This window comes from Actinomadura sp. NPDC000600, from assembly GCF_040492135.1.
GTDB lineage: Bacteria > Actinomycetota > Actinomycetes > Streptosporangiales > Streptosporangiaceae > Spirillospora.
In genome coordinates, this window is the sequence record NZ_JBEUPD010000006.1 from 47,372 (window position 1) to 65,313 (window position 17,942).

A 17,942-nucleotide genomic window follows, 5' to 3' on the forward strand; every position below is an offset into this window, starting at 1 on the left:
ACGCCGGCGCGCGTTCCGGAACGCATCTGGTTTTCGTCCGCTGGAGCGCACAATGCGAGTAGGAGAGGGGCGGTGCGACGGATGGAGCGTGAGCACTACGGCCGCCTTTTGCGGCTCGCTTACCTAGTTCTGGACGACGGGAACGATCCGCTCGGGCAGGCTCGCCGGGCCGTCGCCAGGGCCGTCCGTGGACGGCGTGGCGAGTACCCGACCATGCGGGCCCGGCTCGTGACGATTCTGCTCGACGACCCGCCCACCGGACGGCTCCCTGGGCATCGGCCCCTCTTCGAGCCCGCGCGGACGCCGCGAGGGCCGGTCCGGGAGGCCTTACTGGAACTGGCGCCGCGCGAGCGGCTCCTCTATCTGCTGCGTCGGGACGGCCTCACCGCTCCCGAAGTCGTCGCGGAGCTGGGCGACCAGCACCCGGTCGACTTCCAGGACGTCGACCGGGCCACCGCCCTCGTCGGCGAGCTGACCGGGCTGGACGAGGAGGCGCAGCGCGACGAGATCGAGGCGTTCGAGCCCGACCTCGTGCGGCTTCGGCCGCCGCTCGCCGGCCCGGCCGTCCGGCATGCCGCCGTGGCGGGCGTGCTCGCGGCGGCGTTGCTGCTGGTCACCGGGGCCGTCATCGCACGGCCGGGCGGTTCCGTCGAGCCCGGCAGGGTCGACCCGGGGGCGTGGCGGGTGTCCGGTACGCCGACCATCTACGAGTGGCCCGCTCACGGCGGGCTGCTCCATGACGAGGGGCTGCTGCGCCGGGCAGCCGACGCGTGGCAGGACGACCGCCGTGATCCCCCGGTCGGCCGCGTCGTCGTCCTGTACGCCGGGACGGTGGACGGCGCGGCCCTGGTGGTGCTGCGCGACTCGCCCGGCCCTCGGGACACCCCCAGCGTGGCGCAGTACTTCGAGCGGCGGTTGTCGCGCGGTGTGGAGTCCGTCCGCAAGCTGGAGACGGACGCGGGGCAGCTCATCATGCTGGGCATGACGTGGCGTTACCTCGTCCCGCCATGGCTGCGGGACGTGCGCGCGGCGGTGCCGTCTGGGCGGGCTCCGGACTGGCGGCCGGTGGCGGTCCGGGACGGGCTGAGCGATCGGCTGCCGTGGCACTGGTTCATGCCGCGCTGCCAGAACTACGTGGTGTTCCAGATGGCGTTCGGGTCGCGGACGGTCACGCAGTTCGCCTCGAACGACCCGCGGTCCTCGGCGCCTCGGGTGCGGTTCCGGGATCCGGCGGAGGAGGCGAGACGGTCCGGGTGGGCGGCGCTGCACGCGGTCGCGTGCGGAGGTGCCGCGACGCTGAGCGAATCCGGCGACCTGCGGCTCGGCCGGTTGTGGAGCGGCGGGCTGCCCGACGGGGGCGGCCGGGCGACGCTGCTGACGGTGGACGCGTCCTCGCCGTGGGGCGCCCCGGGCGGCTCGGTGCTGATGTCCGACAGCGGGCGCGCGATGTCCGGGAGGGGCGGGACGAACAGCGACTACTCCTCGCCCGCCGGGACGACGGCCGCCGCCGTGTGGTGGCGGTCGCCGCGTCGCTGGTACCTGGTGGCCGCGGCGGGCTCCGCCGTCACGCGGCTGAAGGCGGTCGGCGAGCTGGGCTCCCACGAGGACACGGCGGACGGGACGCCCCTGCTCATGGTGCCGGGCCCGCGCGGCGGAGCTTCGGCCCGGCTGCCGGTGGTGCAGGTCGTGGCGTACGAGGCGGACGGAGACCGCACGGTCATCAACCCCTCGTGACAAGACGTCATGCGCACCGCATTAGGAGCGGTCACCCTGGCCTTCGGCACGGTGGCGGCCCTCGCCGTCCCCGCGAACGCCGCCGCGGTCACCCAGCTCACCGTGAGCATCGCCCCCGACATCAGCACGGGCCCCGCCGCCAAGTCCGTGACGCTGGAGTGCGAGCCGACCGGCGGCACCCACCCGGACGCCGAGGCGGCCTGCGCCGACCTCATCAAGGCCGGCGGCGACTTCCGGAAGATCCCCCGGGTGCCGGGGGCCACCTGCCCGCAGTACTACGACCCGGTCACCGCCAGCGTGGTGGGCCGGTGGCGCGGAATGTTCATCTCCACCAGCGCGCGCTACATCAACGCCGCCTGCGCGAACGTCGAGACCGGCGGCCACGTCTTCCACTTCTGACCCGCGTCCGCTCCCCTGCTCCCCGCTCTCGTCTTGGCGAACCCGCCGTCCGGGACTTGGGCCTGCTCCCCGCGTCCCGGACCTCGGTGTTTCGAGGTCGGCGGTGTCATTTGAGGTTGGCGGTGAGGGTGCCATCGGCGCCGAACAGCTCCTCGCGCCAGCGTTCCAGCAGGTCCGTGCTGTCGAAGTCGTCCGGGTGGAAGCCGGGCTTGTTGTAGGCGCGCAGCCGCCGGATGACCTCGCGCTTCAGGAACGGCGAGTGCCGCAGCGCGGCGAGGCTGCGGAGCAGGCGGCCGGGACGGTAGGTCGCGGGGTCGCCCAGCAGCGAGATGAACGTGCCGGTGACCACGAGGAACAGGAACCCCGCGCTGATGACCCGCATCGTCCGGATCCGGGTGCGCTCGGTGCCGCCGACCTGCCGGAAGACGTCGAACGCGACGGCCTTGTGCTCCGACTCCTCCAGCGCGTGCCACAGCAGGATCGACCGGACGCTGGTGTCGCCGAGCAGCCTCTGCGCGCGGGGGTCGGAGAGCAGGCACTCGGCCATGGTCGCGGTGTAGTGCTCCAGCCCGGCGGTGAAGCCGAGGCGGACGATCGGCGGCAGGAACCGGTCGGCCAGGCGGAGGTCCCGCTTGACGACGGCGGAGATCCGGTGGGTGGGGTAGCCCATCTCGCGGAGCGTCCGGTTGAGGTGGTCGTGCTCGCGCCCGTGGACGACCTCCTGCCCGATGAAGCCGCGCACCTGCGCGGCGAGTTCGGGGTCGGTGATGCGGTCGCGGTAGTGCCGCACCGAGCGGACGAAGAAGTCCTCGCCCGGCGGGAACGTCGCCGACAGCAGGGCCACGAGGTGGCTCATGACCAGGTCGCCGTCGACGTAGTGGTGGCGCAGGGACCCCTTCGGGTGGTCGAAGGCGACGCGGCGGGTCTGGATGGCGCGCTCTGTCATGCGGACCTCTCCTCGGACGCGGGGGATGTGTCGGGTGCCGAGTAGGCGTAGTCGTCCAGCGGGAACGTGCGTGCGGCGTGCGCGGCCTGCGCGGCGCTCGTCGGCCGCAGGTAGGGCGTGTCGCCGTGGTGGTCGAAGTAGTAGCTGTTGGCGGTGGCGCAGCCGTTGGTCGCCCACAGCGAGCCGGCGAGCCGGTCGCGCATGCGGTTCGTCCAGCGCTCGGTCGGTTCGGGACGGACCTCCACCGAGACCGCGCCCCGGCGGCGGGCCTCCTGGATCACGCGGACGACGTGGGCCGAGGTCGTCTCGACGAGCTGGTGCCAGGTGCCGCCGACCCAGCCGTACGGGCCGAACATCATGAAGTGGTTGGGGAGGCCGGGGATGCTGATGCCCTCGTAGGACGCGAGCCGGTTCTCCGCGTAGAAGGTCGCGAGGTCGAAGCCGCCGCGGCCGCGGACCGGCGTCCGGCGGTAGACCTCGGGGTCGCTGGCCAGGTGGAACCCCGTCGCGAGGACGATCGCGTCCACGTCGCGCTCACGGCCGTCCACGGTGCGGACGCCCGTGGCGGTGACCCGGTCGATGGCGTCGGTGACCAGCGCGACGTCGGGCCGGTTGAAGGTCCTGAGGTAGGTGTTGGAGACGGAGGGGCGCTTGCAGCCGAGTCCGTAGCCGGGCGTGAGCCTCCGGCGCGTCTCGGGGTCTTTGACCTGCGTCCGGTACCAGAGCGAACGGGCGAGCCGCGCGCCGCCGTGCGCGAGGTAGGGCTTCCTGCCGTGCCCGACGACCAGGTCGACGAGGACCATCTCGACGCCCCGCGTGGCCGCCCGGCGCACGGCGTCCTGGACGCGCGGGGCGCGCCGGAACAGCCGGCGGACCGGGCGCGGGACGGGCGCGTCCAGCTTCGGACCCACCCAGATGGGGGTGCGCTGGTAGACGTCGAGGCGCGCGGTCCGCGGCGCGATCTCCGGGATGATCTGGACGGCGCTCGCGCCCGTCCCGATGACCGCGACCCGCTTGCCGGCCAGGTCGTAGCCGTGGTCCCAGGCGGACGAGCGCAGCACCGTGCCCGTGAAGTCGTCGAGGCCCGCGATGCCGGGCGGCTTGGGATCGACGAACGCGCCGATCGCGCTGACCACGAAGCGTGCCGTCACCTCCCCGCCGGGCGTGCGCAGCCGCCAGAGCGCGGCGTCCTCGTCCCACACGCGCTCGGTGACCTCGGTGCGCAGGCGGACGTGGCGGCGCATGCCGTACCGGTCGGCGAGCCCGTCGATGTACTCCCTGACCTCGGAGCCGGGCGCGAACACCCTGCTCCAGCGCGGGTTGAGGGCGAAGCTGAACTGGTAGGCCTGCGCGGGCACGTCCACGCCGATGCCGGGGTAGACGTTGTCGCGCCACGTTCCGCCTATGTCCCCGGCGCGCTCCAGGATGACGAAGTCGTCGATGCCGGCGCGCCGGAGCGCGATCCCCATCCCGATCCCGCTCAGCCCGGCCCCGATGATCGCGACCTCGGCGTCCGGCGCGGGGGCGGCGTTAGGCGCGGACGCGGGCAGAGCGTCAGGCACGGGGTCCGGCATGGGGGGCACCTCCCGCTATTGGAGCACGCGTCGAATATACCTCCGCAAGTCCACCGCGCCAGGTGTCGTCAGGTACACCCCCGGCCCGGGTTCTGGGCCCAGTGCCGCCGGGCGGGGCGGACGGAAGTCTTGATCACGTCAAGCGGACGACCTTCCAGGAGGAATCCATGCCACGCGCTTTCGCTCCCCGCCGGGCCATCACCGCCTCGCTCGTCTCGGCCACGGCCCTGGCGGCCGGAACCGCCCTGGTCGCCGGGACGGCCCTCGTCGCCGCGCCGGCCGCCGACGCCGCCCCGTCCCGCGGCCCGCACGGGCTCGACCGGAAGGTGCAGGTCGCCGCCGACCGGCTCGTGGCCGACGGCGCGCCCGGCGTGATCGTGATGACGCGGCGCGGCGGGCGGGTCTCGCACGTGACCGCCGGGGTGTCGGACAAGGCGACCGGCGCCCCGATGGACCACCGGCTGCTCTTCCGGGCCGGGAGCGTGACCAAGTCGTTCACCTCGACGGTCGTCCTCCAGCTCGCCGCCGAGCACCGGTTGTCCCTGGACGACAGCGTGGACGAGTGGCTGCCGGGCCTCGTGACCGGCAACGGCAACGACGGCACGAAGATCACCATTCGGCAGCTGCTCGCGCAGACCAGCGGACTCAACGACTACACGCCCGATCCGCGGGTGATGACCGACCCCACGCGGGCCTGGCGGCCCGAGGAGCTCATCGCGATCGCGATGGAGAAGCCGCCGCAGTACGCGCCCGGGACGAGCTGGAACTACGCCAACACCAACTACATGCTGGCCGGAATGATCATCGAGAGGGCGACCGGGCGGACGGTGGGCACCGAGTTCGAGCAGCGCCTCTTCGGGCCGCTGCGGCTGCGGCACACGTACTACCCGACGACCGAGACCTCCTTCCCCGGCCGCTACGTGCACGGGTACTACTACGACTTCGGGGACGTGAGCACGCAGGTCAGCCCGTCCAGCGCGCGGACGTCCGGGGGGCTCGTCAGCACGGTCGACGACGTGGCCCGGTTCAACCGCGCCCTGTTCACCGGCAGGCTGCTGCCCGCGGAGCAGATGCGCGAGATGCGGACCGTCCGGCCGGTCAACGACGACGGCGTCGTGGAGGACTACGGACTCGGCGTCGCCCGCATCAAGTTCTCCTGCGGTTACGCGTGGGGCCACGACGGCGGCTTCCCCGGGTACCGGACGTGGACCTACACCAGCGCGGACGGGCGCAGCCAGGCGGTCATCACCTACAACGAGTCCAAGCTGGAGTACGACAAGACCTTCCGGGCCGACCTCGCCAAGGCCGCCGACACCGCCTTCTGCGCCTGACTCGCCTTCTGCACCTCACCCCGCCTTCTGCCCCTGAGCCCGCTTCCTGTGCCTGATTCCGGTTCCTTGGGCGGCCGCTCCTCGGCAGGCCGCCCAAGGAACCGTCTTCGGTGCGGGTGTCCGGTTATAGGCAGGTGAGCAGCGGCGGCCGGGTTTTGTGCCCCCGCCCTACAGCCGAAGGGGGTGTGACGTGCGTACGGTCAGGACGTCCCGCTGCACAGCCGGGCAGACGGAGGTGTGCGATGAACCCGAGGGTGTACCGATGAACGCAAGGGCGCGCCGATGAAGAGAGCCCTCGCATCCGGTGTTCCCGCCGACCGCCCCGTGCGCATCCCGCCGCGGCTCGCCGAACGGGCCGAGTCCGCCCAGCGGGCCGAGCTGGACGAACGTCGGAGGCGGCTGCTGCGTCTCCTCCTCACCGCCCCTCAGCCAGGCCTCGGTGCTCTCGCGGTGGCGGCCGAGCGGGCCCGGTGGCCGCTGCCGGACGAGGTCACGCTGGTCGCCGTCGAGCCGGGCGCCCACCGCGTCTGGACGGCGCTGGACGAGGACGTCCTCGCCGAGGCGGAGGGGCCGGAACCGCACCTGCTCCTGCCGGGGCCGTTCACGTCCGGGCGCCGCGCCATGCTGGACGAGGCGCTCCCGGGCCGTCGGGTCGCGGTCGGCCTCGCCATGCCGCTAGCCCAGGCCCCGGACTCGCTGCGCTGGGCGCGGCGGGCTCTCGGACTCGCGCTCGACGGCGTCCTCGACGGGCCGGTGACGCTGTGCGAGGAGAACCTCGTGGCGCTGTGGCTGCTGTCCGATCCGGCGCTGGTCGAGCAGCTGACCCGGCGGCGCCTCGGCGTCCTGGACGGCATGCCCCCGGGCCGGCGGAACCGCCTGACCGAGACGCTGCGGACGTGGCTCGTCACCCGCGGCACCGCGGCCGAGATCGCCGAGCAGTTGGACATCCACCCCCAGACCGTCCGGTACCGGATGCGCAGGATCGAGCAGACCCTCGGGGACGCGCTGGCCGATCCGGAGGCCCGGTTCGGCATCGAGATCGCGCTCCGCGCCGCCCACCTCGAGTCGCGCCGTCCCGCCCCGGCCGCGTTCCGTCCCGCGGCGGGGCATCGCGCGCATCCCGACCCGCGCGGCCTGCGACCTTTGAAATGATCTGTGGGTGACCGTCACGAAGCGGACCCCCGTCCGCCTGCTCGGCGCCGCGGGCGCCGCCCTCGGGTCGCTCGCCCTCGGCGCGTGCGGCTCCGCCGCCGTCCCCGGCGCGAGGTCCGCCGGAGCGCCCGCCACGGAACCCGCCGCCGCGACGACGGCGCCTCCCGGCATGCCCTCGGCGCTGCCGCCGCGCCCGTCGCCGCCCCCGCCGGTCTGCACGGCCGAGGGGATCGCCGTCTCGATGAACGAGCCGGACGCCGCGATGGGCCTGCGCGCGGCGCGGATCGAGCTGCGCAACTGCGGCAGCCGCCCGTACCGGCTGAACGGCTACCCGTCCCTGCGCGTCCTCGACGAGCACCGGCAGCCGTTCGACGTGGCCGTCGTGCGCGGCACGCGGCAGGTCAAGGACGCCGGACCGAAGCCGCTGACGATCCGTCCGGGCCGCAAGGCCGCGTTCGTGGTCGTCTGGCGCAACACGGTCACCGAGACGACCACGGTGGCGGTGGCCGGGAAGTACCTCGAAGTCCGACCGGCGCCGGGGCGGCCCGTCGTGATCGTCCCGGCCTACGGGCCGATCGACCTCGGCAACACGGGACGCCTGGAGGAGACCGCCTGGCGCCTCTCGACCGCCTGACTCAGCGGGGCGGCGCCCCGACCTTGCCGATGCCGAGCGTGTTCTGCGCGGGCATCAGCCCGGTCTCCAGCACCTTCACCAGGATCGGCATCGTGAGCTGCCCCAGCCGGTCGGCCTTGGCCGCGCCGAGCGTCCGCCACGGCTCGTAGGCGAGGTCGTCGGTCGTCCGCTCGACGTCGTCGCGCAGCTCGCGTCCCCGGGCGGTCGCGGCGCCGTCCGCGTCGACGAGGCCGCGGGACGCGAGGCGGTCGCGGGCGGCGGCCCACTCATCGCCGGTCCAGCCGCGGCTCGCGAACGTCTCCACGGACGCGGCCCCGACGGCGGCGAAGGACACCAGCGCCTCGACCGGATCGAGCCCGTGGGCGAGCAGCGCGGCCACGTGCCCGTCCCCACGCTGCTCGCGCAGGACGCCGATGGCGTGCCACAGCACGAGATGCGGCTCGTCCGGCCAGGGCAGGTCGGCGTTGGCGGCGGCGATCGGGCGTCCGGCGGTGCTCGCGGCCTCGGCGGCGGCGCGGGCCAGCTCGGCGGCCTCGGCGAGGTCCGCGCCGCCGATGCCGTCGATGCCGTCGCCGAGCAGCGCCCGGTACATGCGGTCGACGGCGCGCATGCGGGCCTCCAGAACGCGGCCGGGCGGGGCGACCGCCCAGGCGGCGGGGACGTGCTCGGCCACCATGCGCGGGCTGAAGCTGTAGAAGGCGGCCGACACCGCGTGCGCACCCGCGGCACCGAGCGGTGCGGCGCGCCATGCGAAGTAGCTCGGCCAGCGGGTCCGCACGTCGTAGCCGAGCGCCTCCGCCTCGGTGAAGACCTCCGGCGAGTACCAGAACAGGGCGTGCAGGGGTTCGAGCTGGTGCCACATCCGCCGTGCGAGGCCGGGGTCGTCCGCCATCACGCGGTCCTCTCTCTCGGAGTCGTCACCCCCACTGTATCTTGACATTGACTAGATTGACATTGCCCGGCTCGGCATCGCCCCCATGGACGCCGGTCGGACGGACACCGCTCGCGTAGGCACCGCTTGGACAGGCGCCGCCCGGATTGGTACTGGTACTGGTCGGATTGGCGCTGTCCTGCTCGGTGCCGCCTGGATCGACATCGCTCGGTCGGGCGCCGCCCGGCTCGCTCTCCCGGTTCCGCGCGGGGTCCGGTGTGACCGGCCATCCCCTGGGCGGCGCGCTGAGCCGGGACGGGGGCGTCCCGCCCGGCCGGGACCCGGGTACCGGCGACACGGGAAGCGACGGGGGGTGTGACCTGGTCGGCAGGACCGGCGGCACTTCGCGCGGCTCGCCGGAATCGCGGGAGGCCCACCCCCAGGACGTCCGGTCCCGAGACGCCTGGTCGCGGGAGTCCCGGGCCCGGAACGACCGGTCGCGGGGCGTCTGGTCCCGGGACGTCTGAGCGCGGGACGCCTGGCCGCGGGACGCCTGAGCGCTGGAGGCCCACTCCCGGGACGTTTGGCCGCGGGGCGTCCGGTCGCGGGGCGTCCGGTCGCCGGCCGTCTCGTGGTGGGAGGTCTGGTCCGGGGAGGTGGACGCGGTCCGGCGCTCGTGGCGGGGGAACGCCAGCAGCGCCAGCACGGCCAGCCCGACGCCCGCGGCCCGGAGCCAGAACGGTCCGGACTCGCGCGGCCACGGCTCCGCGTACAGCAGCGTGGCCGACAGCAGCAGGTGCGTCTTCGCGGTGACCGTGACGACGGTGACGATGACGGTGAGGCGGCAGCGCTGAAGGCCGATCGACAGCAGTCCGACGCCGAGCACGCCCGCGAGCAGGAACAGGTAGGGGTGCGGTGAGAGCGGCACGTCCGCCCCCCGGCCCGCGGCGAGCATCATCGCCATGCCCTCGCCGAAGACCTCCGTGGCGCCGAGCAGGACGCCCGCGCCGAGCCCGTAGGCGATGCCCGTCAGCGGCCGCGCGTGCCGGCCGCCGACCGGGCGGTCGCGGACGCTGAACATCCACAGCGGGACGGCCAGCGACGGCACGAACACCAGCGCGGCCTTCCAGAGCGGCAGCGCGGCGGCGGCCTCGCCGGCGCGGTCCGGCGCCTCCCCGCCGTGGCCCGGCAGCACCGACAGCGCCGCGGTGACCATCGCGGCGACGGTGATGAGGACGGCGAGCCACTCGCGCGTGGTGGGCCGCTCGCCGAACCCGCTCATCCCGACGGCCAGCAGCAGGACGAGCCCGAGCCCGTAGGCGGGCAGCGTCGCCGCGACGGGCAGGCTGACCAGCGCGGTGGCCGAGAGCCCGAAGCCCGCCATGAGCACCAGGAGCCCGGCGAGCCAGCGCGGGCTGCGCGCCAACCGTCCGGCGGTGTGCAGGGGGTGCCGGCCCGAGACCGGGCTCACCCGCCCCATGGCCGTCTTGAAAAGGACGTACGCGACGATGTAGACGGCCTGCGCTGCGCAGGCGAGGAAGACCGCGTGCATGGCGCACCTCCCAGGGGTGGAGCCCCAGGGTGACATGGGGAAGGTCTGCGGTGATCCTCCCTGGACGACGGAGAAGTAGCGGGTTTTGTACGCCCGGGTGAGTAGTGCCCAACGCGATGGAGATGTTTTTCATGATGTGGGGCTGGAGCGGCGACTCCTGCCGTAGGCTCCGCCACCTAAGGTCGCCCTGTCCCGGAAAGGCCAAGATCAATGCGTCCATTGCGTTGCCCGGTCACTAAGCGCAGGTGAATGATTGCTGTGCGCTTCCTAAACCGAGTTGGTGATGCAGTGACCGAGGGGATGGAACGGCTCGGTGAACCGATCGGCTTCACCGGGGAGGGCGACGGCGGCCGGCGGGCCCGCTGCGCCGTCCGCGAGCGCGCCGCGAAGGTCCTCGCGGACGAGGCGCTCCTCGACGACGTCGAGCTGATGACCGCCGAGGGCGTGGCCAACGCCATCCTGCACGGATCCGGGCTCATCAGCGTGACGATCGCGACCGACGGCAGGCGGCTCCGCGTCGAGGTGTCCGACGACGGCCCCGCCGCGGCCGACCCGAGCGAGCCGCCCCGCCTCGACCACGGCCGCGGCCTCACCGTCATCGACGCGCTCGCCGACGAGTGGGCCCTGGAGCAGTCCCCCCGCCGCACCCGCCTCTGGTTCGTAGTCGACACCCACCGCCCCGCCGCCGACATATGACCCGCCCCCGCACCTGACACCCGCCCCGCCCGCTGACGTGCCCCCCCGCCCACCGGCGTGTGACTCCGCCACCGGCGTGCGATCACCCGCTGATGTGCGGCCCCGCACAACAGCGCATCGCCCGCCGCTGACGTGTGGCCCACCCACCGGCGGTTGACCCCGCCTGACGTGCGACCGCGCCTGACGTGCGACCGCGCCCGTCGGCGTGTGCCCCCGCACTGACGTGTGCCCCGCCCCCGGGCTGGCGCCGCTGCCCTTCGGCGTGTGGCCCGCCACCGACGTGCGGACTTGCCAGTCGGCATGCGACTCCGCCCGCTGGCGTGCGACCCCGCCACTGACGTGCGTCCCCGCGCGAGACGCCGCCACTGACGTGTGAACCTGCCCGTCGGCGGGTGACTGCGACCGCCGCGGGTTGTGGCCTGTTAGGTGGGGAGGGCGCGGCGTAGGACCTTGCCGGTGGGGTTGCGGGGTAGGGCTTCCAGGAAGTGGACGTCGCGTGGGACCGCGAAGCGGGCCAGGTGGTCGCGGACGTGGGTGCGGACGGTGTCGGCGTCCAGGGTCTCGCCCTCGCGCAGGACGACGAAGGCGGCGGCGCGCTGGCCGAACTCCTCGTCCGGGACGCCGACCACCGCGACCTCCCGCACCTGCGGCAGCTTCTCCAGCACCTCCTCGATCGCGCCGGGGAAGACGTTCTCGCCGCCCGAGACGATCATGTCGTCGTCGCGGCCGTGCACGAACAGCCGGCCGCGGTCGTCGAGGTGGCCGACGTCGCCGAGGCTCATGAGGCCGTCCCGCATCTCCTTGGCGTCGCCGCTGGTGTAGCCGGCGAACAGCAGCTCGTTCGCGGCGAAGATCCGGCCCGTGGTGCCGGGCGGGACGGGGTCGCCCGCCTCGTCCAGGACCGCGACCCGCGTCCCCGGCGGCGGCGTGCCCGCAGTGTCGGGGCAGGCGCGCAGGTCGGCGGGCGTGGCGATGGTCACCCAGGACGCCTCCGTCGACCCGTACAGGTTGTAGAGGACGTCGCCGAACTCGTCCATGAAGGCCGTGGCGAGCGTCGCGGGCAGCGCGGAGCCGCTGACGGCCGCGATCCGCATCGAGGACGTGTCGTACTTGCGGCGGACGGCCTCCGGCACGTCCAGGACGCGCTGAAGCATGACCGGGACGGCGACCAGGGCGCTCGTGCGGGTGAGGTCGATCGTGCGGAGCGTCTGCTCCGGGTCGAACCGGGTCCGCAGGATGATCGTGGCGCGGAGCGAGATGGCGACCTGGAGCATCGCGTAGCCCCAGGTGTGGAACAGCGGTGCCTCGATGAACATCCGCTCGTGCACCCGGTAGGGGATGCGGGACAGGATCGACGTCAGCGGCGACAGGCCGGGACGCGAGTGCCGGTCGGCGCCCTTGGGGCGGCCGGTCGTGCCGGAGCTGAGCACGATCGTCCGGCCCGCCCTGGCCGGGGGCTCGATCGGCGCGGCGGGCGAGGTGACGATGAGGTTCTCCAGCTCCGAGGCCGTCCCGCCCGCGGTGATGACGCGCACGGTCTTCGGCACCGCCGCGATGAAGCCGGTGAACTCCGCGTCGGCGATCACGACTTCGACCTCCTGCTGCCGCAGCACGGTCACGAGCTGCTCGGTGCTCATGCCCGTGTTGAGCAGGACGAGGTCGGAGCCGCGCTTGCTGCACGCGACCAGCGCCTCCACCATGCCGCGGTGGTTGCGGCACAGGACGGCGACGCGGGGTGCGGCCGCGGCGCCGGAGTCCCCGAGGGCGGCGGCGAGCCGGTCGGTGCGGGCGTCGACCTCGCCGTAGGTCAGCTCCCCGGCGTCGTCGACGATCGCGACGGCGCCGGGGTCGCGGGCGGCGGCGGAGGCGAGCGTCCCGCCGAGCAGGGTGCCCCAGCGGTGCAGGGCGCCGAGCTGGCGGGCGACCTTCAGCGGCGGGCCGGGGCGCCACAGCCCGCTGCGGGCGAACATGCCGCCCGCCCGCGCGACCGACACCACCCGCCCGACCGGCGTCACCCGCGAGACCGGATCCTTCCGGTCGGCCGGCTCATTCTGGTCGGCCGGCTCATTCTGGTCGGCCGGCGCCGTGCGGCGTCCGGACTCCGATCGTCCGCTCATCTGCCGCCTCCGGGGTACGGGGTTCGGTTACACCGACCGTACGGATGGCGGCTTTCGTCCTCTGCTGACTTGACCCAGCTCTTCGGCCGGGCTTTTGTCAGGAACCTGACAAGGCGCGGCCCTCGGCGGCGACCACGGGGACGTCCTGCTCAGCGGGTTCGGCAGGGGCCGAGAGGTCGAGGCTGTCGCGCAGGGTCACCGGCTTGAGGAACGCCGCCGCGACGATGCCGACGACCGCGATGGCCGCCGAGATCAGGAAGATGTGGCCGGTCGCGTCGCCGTAGGCGGCCCGGACGACCTCCTGGACGGGCGCGGGCAGCGCACGGACGTCGAGAGTGCCCGCGTCGCCGCCGCCCGAGCCCGGGTTCACCCCGAGCCTGCGCAGCCCGTCGGCGATCCGGTCCGCGACCTGGTTGGCGAGGACCGCGCCGAGCACCGAGACGCCGACCGTCCCGCCGAGGGAGCGGAAGAACGTGACCGTCCCGCTCGCGGCGCCGATCTCGTGCAGGTGCACCGAGTTCTGCACGACGAGGACGAGGTTCTGCATCGTCATGCCGACCCCGGCGCCGACCAGGAACATCGCGGCGCCGATGAAGACGAGCGAGGTCTGGTGGTCGATTGTGGCCAGCAGGCCGAACCCGGCGGTCAGCACGAGCGTCCCGACGAGGATGTAGGGCTTGACCTTGCCGGTCCTGCTGGCGAGGCGCCCGGCCACGGTGGACGCGCCGAACACGCCGAGCATCATCGGGAACGTCAGCAGGCCCGCCTTGGTCGGGCTGTAGCCGCGCCCGATCTGGAAGTACTGGCCGAGGAAGACGGCGCCGCCGAACATCGCCATGCCGACGGCGAGGCTGGCGGTGATCGCGAGCGCGGTGTTGCGGCGCGCCACGATGTCCAGCGGGACGATCGGCTCCGCCGCGCGGGACTCGACCCGCATCGCGACCGCGAGCAGCACGACGCCGGAGCCCGCCATCGCGCCCGTCTGCCACGACAGCCAGGCGAAGTTCTCGCCGACGAAGGTGACCCAGATCAGCAGCACGCTGACCCCGGCGGCGACGAGCGTCGCGCCCAGGTAGTCGATCTTCACGTCCGGGCGCCGGACGACCGGGAGCCGCAGGGTCTTCTGCAGCAGCCCGAACGCCACGACCGCGAACGGCACGCCGATGAAGAAGCACCAGCGCCAGCCGAGCGCGGAGTCGACGATGAGCCCGCCGAGCAGCGGCCCGCCGACCGTGGCGACGGCCATCACGCCGCCGAGGTAGCCGTAGTAGCGGCCGCGGTCCCGGGGGCTGATCATCGCCGCCATGATGATCTGGACGAGGATCTGCAGCGCGCCGACGCCGAGGCCCTGCACCGCGCGGAACGCGATGAGCTGCCCGGTGCTCTGCGCGAACCCGGAGGCGACCGACGCGAGGATGAAGATGGTGACGCCCGCCTGGAGCAGCACCTTCTTGTCGTAGAGGTCGGCCAGCTTGCCCCAGATCGGGGTGCTGGCGGTCGAGACCAGCAGCGTCGCGGTGACGACCCAGGTGTACTGCGACTGGCTGCCCTTGAGCGCGCCGATGATCTGCGGCAGCGCGGTGGACACGACGGTGCTGCTCAGCATCGCCACGAACAGCACCAGCAGCAGGCCGCTGAGCGCTTCGAGGATCTGGCGGTGCGACATCGGGGCCGATCTCGCTGGGACCTGCTCGGTCAAGGAACGCCTCCGGGTGAAGTGGGAACGAGGGGGTCAACCCTCGGCCCGGGCACTTTATTCCCACTGGGCAAATTTACGCGCTGGGCATCTTTTTGCCCGATAGGCTGGGGCGACCATGGAGACCACCGGCGGGCTGCGCGAGCGCAAGAAGGAGGCGACGCGCCGCGCCCTGCACGAGGCCGCGGTGCGCCTCGCCGTCGAGCACGGCCTCGACGAGGTCACCGTCGAGGCCATCGCCGACGCGGCGGGCGTCTCCCGGCGCACCTTCTCCAACTACTTCGCCGGCAAGGAGGACGCCCTCCTCTACGGCGACGAGCAGCGGATGCGCGCCATCCTGGAGACCTTCGCGTCCCGCCCTCCGGACGAGTCGTCCTGGACGGCGCTGCGGACCTCGATGAACGCCCTGTACGCGGACGCCGGCGAGCTCGACCCCCGCTGGGCCGCGCAGACGCGCCTCGCCCGCAAGCACCCGTCCGTCCTCGGCCGGCAGCTCGCCCACTACGCCGAGTTCGAACGCTCCCTGGCCGACCTGATCGCGTCCCGCGACGGCCTGCCCCCGCTGCGCGCCCGCGTCATGGCCGGCGCGTTCATGACCACGCTGCGCATCGCGGCCCAGACCTGGATCGAGGAGCAGTCCGTCCGCTCCCTCGCCGAGGTCGCGGGCGAGACCCTCACCGAGATGGGCCGCGAGTTCCGCTGAGCCCCGCCCGTCAGGGGCGGGGGATGTTGCGCAGGTTGCTGCGCGCCAGGTCGAGCATCCTGCCGACGCCGCCGGTGAGGACGGTCTTGCCGGCCGACAGCGCGAAGCCCTTCACCTGCTGCGGCGTGATGTGCGGCGGGATGGACAGGGCGTTCGGGTCGGTGACGACGTCCACCAGGTAGGGGCCGGGCGCGGCGAGCGCGTGCTCCATCACGGTGCGGACGTCGGACGGGCGCTCCACCCGCGCCGACTCGATGCCGGCCGCCTCGGCGATAGCGGCGTAGTCGACGGGCTCGTGGTCGGTCTCGTAGGACGGCAGGCCGTCCACCATCATCTCCAGCTTCACCATGCCGAGCGACGCGTTGTCGAACAGGATGATCTTCACAGGGACGCGGTGCAGCTTCACCGTGAGCAGCTCGCCGAGCAGCATGCCGAGGCCGCCGTCGCCGGAGATGGAGACGACCTGGCGTCCGGGCGCGCCGAACTGGGCGCCGATGGCGTGCGGGAGCGCGTTGGCCATGGAGCCGTGCACGAACGAGCCCATCACGCGCCGCCGCCCGTTGGGGGTGATGTAGCGGGCGGCCCAGACATTGCACATCCCGGTGTCCACGGTGAAGATCGCGTCGTCGTCGGCGAGGTCGTCCAGGACACCGGCCACGTATTCGGGATGGATCGGGATGTGCCGGTCGATGTCGCGCGTGTAGGCGGAGACGACGTTCTCCAGCGCCCGCGCGTGCCGGTGCAGCATCTCGTCCAGGTAGGACTGGTCGCGCTTCTGCTCGACCTTGTCCAGGACGAGCCGGATCGTCTCCCCGACGTCCCCGTGGACCGCGAGGTCGAGCGGGGTGCGGCGCCCCGGCTTGGACGGGTCGTCGTCCACCTGGATCGTGTTCTTGCCCGGCAGGAACGGGTCGTACGGGAAGTCGGTGCCGAGCAGGAGGACGAGGTCGGCCTCCTGCATCGCCTCGTAGCAGGCGCCGTAGCCGAGCAGGCCGCTCATGCCCACGTCGAACGGGTTGTCGTACTGGATCCACTCCTTGCCGCGCAGCGCGTGGCCGACCGGGGAGAGCAGCCGGTGCGCCAGCTCGATCACCTCGGCGTGCGCGTCCCGGACGCCCGAGCCGCAGAACAGCATCACCTTCCGCGCCCGGTTCAGCGCGCCGGCGAGCTGCTCCACCTGGTCGGACGGCGGCCGGACGACCCCCTTGCGGACGAGGAAGTCGTGCTCGCCGGTGGGTGCGGCCGTGTCGCGGCCCGCGACGTCCCCGGGCAGCGTCAGCACGGAGACGCCGCCGAGCCCGATCGCGTGCTGGATCGCCGTCCGCAGGATGCGCGGCATCTGCTCCGGGGTGACGATCGGCTCGCAGAAGTGGCTGCAGTCGACGAACAGCCGCTCGGGGTGCGTCTCCTGGAAGTACCCGCTGCCGATCTGCACGCTGGGGATCTGCGACGCCAGCGCGAGCACCGGCGCGCCCGACCGGTGCGCGTCGTAGAGGCCCTGGATGAGGTGGGTGTTGCCGGGACCGCAGCTGCCCGCGCACACGGCGAGCCGTCCCGTCGTCTGCGCCTCGGCCGCCGCCGCGAAAGCGCCCGCCTCCTCGTTGCGGACGTGCACCCAGTCGATGCCGCGCGTCCGCCGCACGGCGTCCACGACCGGGTTGAGGCTGTCGCCCACCACCCCGTAGACCCGCCGGACACCGGCCTGCCGCAGCACCTCGATGAACTGGTCGGCGACGGTCGCCATGCGCCTCTCCCCCCGCTGAGTCCGCGCTACGTCTCCCCCGCTCTGCAATGCCCGATGGCTCCCCGCCGACACCGGACCCGTCCAACACCGGGACGATCCACACGGCACCACGGCTGACACCCGCGCCCCACAGGGGTTAAATAGTCAATCTGTAAACTAGTTCGACGGGACGGCGGCGGATGAGCGCGGATGACGCGGCGGAGCTGGACTTCTGGTCGTTCGTCGAGCTCGCGGGGCGGCGGCTCTCGGAGGAGTTCGGGTTCCGGCACCGGCTGGCGACGCGGCTGCTGCTGACGCTGAACCGCGCCTCGGCGATCGTCACCTACGACCTGGAGTCCACGGTGCACCGGCCGCGCGGCCACTCCTGGTCGGCGTTCCGGCTGCTGTTCGTGACCTGGCTCGCCGGGCCGCTGGAGCCCGGCCGGGCCGCCACGCTGGCCGGGATGAGCAGGGCCGCGGTGTCCAACCTGAGCAAGACGCTCGTCGCGGACGGGATGCTGGCGCGCACCCCGGGCGAGCGGGACGGCCGGTCGGTGATCCTGTCGCTGACCGAGCGGGGCGAGCGCGCCATGCTGGAGATCTTCGCCGGGCAGAACGAGCGCGAGCGGCAGTGGGCGGACGTCCTGACCGAGACCGAGCAGCGGATGCTCATCATGCTGCTGGACAAGCTCATCGCGGGCCGGGGGTCGTTCGACGTCCGCGAGCGGAGCTGATTAGGGCCTTCCCCTCGGAGGGAGAACAGCCTTAGGGTCGACGGAAAGTAGTTAATGCGTTAATCATCGGAGGCGATGGA

Annotated in this window: 15 protein-coding genes; 8 read left to right on the plus strand and 7 right to left on the minus strand. The window is 73.1% G+C overall.

Going from position 1 to position 17,942, the window contains the following annotated elements:
- The first annotated feature begins 72 nt into the window (after positions 1 to 72).
- Both ABWI07_RS10970 and ABWI07_RS10975 read left to right on the plus strand, forming a co-directional pair.
- A complete protein-coding gene (locus ABWI07_RS10970) occupies positions 73 to 1,734 on the plus strand; it encodes an amino acid adenylation domain-containing protein (protein ID WP_353818450.1) in 1,662 nt (553 codons plus the stop codon).
- A 9-nt stretch (positions 1,735 to 1,743) separates the two neighbouring features.
- Positions 1,744 to 2,133, plus strand: a complete 390-nt coding sequence (locus tag ABWI07_RS10975; protein ID WP_149260325.1) for an SSI family serine proteinase inhibitor — start codon at positions 1,744 to 1,746, stop codon at positions 2,131 to 2,133.
- Positions 2,134 to 2,239: 106 nt separating this feature from the next.
- On the opposite strand, the gene ABWI07_RS10980 is transcribed toward ABWI07_RS10975, so the two are convergent.
- Together ABWI07_RS10980 and ABWI07_RS10985 are read right to left on the minus strand one after the other, a co-directional pair.
- Positions 2,240 to 3,079 carry a metal-dependent hydrolase gene (locus ABWI07_RS10980; RefSeq protein WP_353818451.1) on the minus strand — a complete coding sequence of 280 codons (840 nt, stop codon included), beginning with the start codon at positions 3,077 to 3,079 and terminating at the stop codon, positions 2,240 to 2,242.
- Positions 3,076 to 4,653 carry a flavin-containing monooxygenase gene (locus tag ABWI07_RS10985; RefSeq protein WP_353818452.1) on the minus strand — a complete coding sequence of 526 codons (1,578 nt, stop codon included), beginning with the start codon at positions 4,651 to 4,653 and terminating at the stop codon, positions 3,076 to 3,078. Before ABWI07_RS10985 ends, ABWI07_RS10980 begins: the two co-directional genes overlap by 4 nt.
- Positions 4,654 to 4,820: 167 nt before the next feature.
- Here ABWI07_RS10985 and ABWI07_RS10990 point away from each other — a divergent pair, with 167 nt between their 5' ends.
- From ABWI07_RS10990 to ABWI07_RS11000, 3 genes are all read left to right on the plus strand, one after another.
- Positions 4,821 to 5,984: a serine hydrolase domain-containing protein gene (locus tag ABWI07_RS10990; RefSeq protein ID WP_353818453.1), complete on the plus strand. Its 1,164-nt coding sequence runs from the start codon at positions 4,821 to 4,823 to the stop codon at positions 5,982 to 5,984.
- A gap of 282 nt (positions 5,985 to 6,266) precedes the next feature.
- Complete coding sequence (locus ABWI07_RS10995; protein ID WP_353818454.1) at positions 6,267 to 7,136, plus strand: PucR family transcriptional regulator; 870 nt, start codon at positions 6,267 to 6,269, stop codon at positions 7,134 to 7,136.
- A gap of 7 nt (positions 7,137 to 7,143) precedes the next feature.
- Complete coding sequence (locus ABWI07_RS11000; RefSeq protein WP_353818455.1) at positions 7,144 to 7,770, plus strand: DUF4232 domain-containing protein; 627 nt, start codon at positions 7,144 to 7,146, stop codon at positions 7,768 to 7,770.
- 1 nt (position 7,771) lies between these two features.
- Here ABWI07_RS11000 and ABWI07_RS11005 read toward each other — a convergent pair whose 3' ends face one another.
- Both ABWI07_RS11005 and ABWI07_RS11010 read right to left on the minus strand, forming a co-directional pair.
- A complete protein-coding gene (locus tag ABWI07_RS11005; protein WP_353818456.1) occupies positions 7,772 to 8,662 on the minus strand; it encodes an SCO6745 family protein in 891 nt (296 codons plus the stop codon).
- Positions 8,663 to 8,687: 25 nt separating this feature from the next.
- Positions 8,688 to 10,193, minus strand: coding sequence for a hypothetical protein (locus ABWI07_RS11010; RefSeq protein WP_353818457.1), 1,506 nt, complete (start codon positions 10,191 to 10,193; stop codon positions 8,688 to 8,690).
- A 288-nt stretch (positions 10,194 to 10,481) separates the two neighbouring features.
- Here ABWI07_RS11010 and ABWI07_RS11015 point away from each other — a divergent pair, with 288 nt between their 5' ends.
- The gene (locus tag ABWI07_RS11015; protein ID WP_235036915.1) at positions 10,482 to 10,889 is read left to right on the plus strand and encodes an ATP-binding protein; all 408 of its coding nucleotides are present in this window, start codon (positions 10,482 to 10,484) and stop codon (positions 10,887 to 10,889) included.
- Between the two features lie 422 nt (positions 10,890 to 11,311).
- On the opposite strand, the gene ABWI07_RS11020 is transcribed toward ABWI07_RS11015, so the two are convergent.
- On the minus strand, positions 11,312 to 13,006 hold the full coding sequence (locus ABWI07_RS11020; RefSeq protein ID WP_353818458.1) for an AMP-binding protein: 1,695 nt from the start codon (positions 13,004 to 13,006) through the stop codon (positions 11,312 to 11,314).
- Between the two features lie 97 nt (positions 13,007 to 13,103).
- Positions 13,104 to 14,672, minus strand: coding sequence for an MDR family MFS transporter (locus ABWI07_RS11025; RefSeq protein ID WP_149260334.1), 1,569 nt, complete (start codon positions 14,670 to 14,672; stop codon positions 13,104 to 13,106).
- 148 nt (positions 14,673 to 14,820) lie between these two features.
- On the opposite strand from ABWI07_RS11025, the gene ABWI07_RS11030 reads away from it, so the two are divergent.
- On the plus strand, positions 14,821 to 15,405 hold the full coding sequence (locus tag ABWI07_RS11030; protein ID WP_149260335.1) for a TetR/AcrR family transcriptional regulator: 585 nt from the start codon (positions 14,821 to 14,823) through the stop codon (positions 15,403 to 15,405).
- Between the two features lie 10 nt (positions 15,406 to 15,415).
- Here ABWI07_RS11030 and ABWI07_RS11035 read toward each other — a convergent pair whose 3' ends face one another.
- Positions 15,416 to 17,149: a pyruvate dehydrogenase gene (locus tag ABWI07_RS11035; RefSeq protein ID WP_149260336.1), complete on the minus strand. Its 1,734-nt coding sequence runs from the start codon at positions 17,147 to 17,149 to the stop codon at positions 15,416 to 15,418.
- Between the two features lie 179 nt (positions 17,150 to 17,328).
- On the opposite strand from ABWI07_RS11035, the gene ABWI07_RS11040 reads away from it, so the two are divergent.
- Positions 17,329 to 17,862, plus strand: a complete 534-nt coding sequence (locus tag ABWI07_RS11040; RefSeq protein ID WP_149260337.1) for a MarR family winged helix-turn-helix transcriptional regulator — start codon at positions 17,329 to 17,331, stop codon at positions 17,860 to 17,862.
- Positions 17,863 to 17,942: the final 80 nt, after the last annotated feature.

What these genes read in the sequence shown, in the direction of transcription:
- ABWI07_RS11035 (WP_149260336.1), bottom strand. Translation starts at nt 17,149, where the DNA reads ATGGCGACCGTCGCCGACCAGTTCATCGAGGTGCTGCGGCAGGCCGGT.
- ABWI07_RS10980 (WP_353818451.1), bottom strand. Translation starts at nt 3,079, where the DNA reads ATGACAGAGCGCGCCATCCAGACCCGCCGCGTCGCCTTCGACCACCCG.
- ABWI07_RS11030 (WP_149260335.1), top strand. Translation starts at nt 14,821, where the DNA reads ATGGAGACCACCGGCGGGCTGCGCGAGCGCAAGAAGGAGGCGACGCGC.
- ABWI07_RS10985 (WP_353818452.1), bottom strand. Translation starts at nt 4,653, where the DNA reads ATGCCGGACCCCGTGCCTGACGCTCTGCCCGCGTCCGCGCCTAACGCC.
- ABWI07_RS11020 (WP_353818458.1), bottom strand. Translation starts at nt 13,006, where the DNA reads ATGAGCGGACGATCGGAGTCCGGACGCCGCACGGCGCCGGCCGACCAG.
- ABWI07_RS10995 (WP_353818454.1), top strand. Translation starts at nt 6,267, where the DNA reads ATGAAGAGAGCCCTCGCATCCGGTGTTCCCGCCGACCGCCCCGTGCGC.
- ABWI07_RS11040 (WP_149260337.1), top strand. Translation starts at nt 17,329, where the DNA reads ATGAGCGCGGATGACGCGGCGGAGCTGGACTTCTGGTCGTTCGTCGAG.
- ABWI07_RS11010 (WP_353818457.1), bottom strand. Translation starts at nt 10,193, where the DNA reads ATGCACGCGGTCTTCCTCGCCTGCGCAGCGCAGGCCGTCTACATCGTC.
- ABWI07_RS11005 (WP_353818456.1), bottom strand. Translation starts at nt 8,662, where the DNA reads ATGGCGGACGACCCCGGCCTCGCACGGCGGATGTGGCACCAGCTCGAA.
- ABWI07_RS11025 (WP_149260334.1), bottom strand. Translation starts at nt 14,672, where the DNA reads ATGTCGCACCGCCAGATCCTCGAAGCGCTCAGCGGCCTGCTGCTGGTG.
- ABWI07_RS10975 (WP_149260325.1), top strand. Translation starts at nt 1,744, where the DNA reads ATGCGCACCGCATTAGGAGCGGTCACCCTGGCCTTCGGCACGGTGGCG.
- ABWI07_RS10990 (WP_353818453.1), top strand. Translation starts at nt 4,821, where the DNA reads ATGCCACGCGCTTTCGCTCCCCGCCGGGCCATCACCGCCTCGCTCGTC.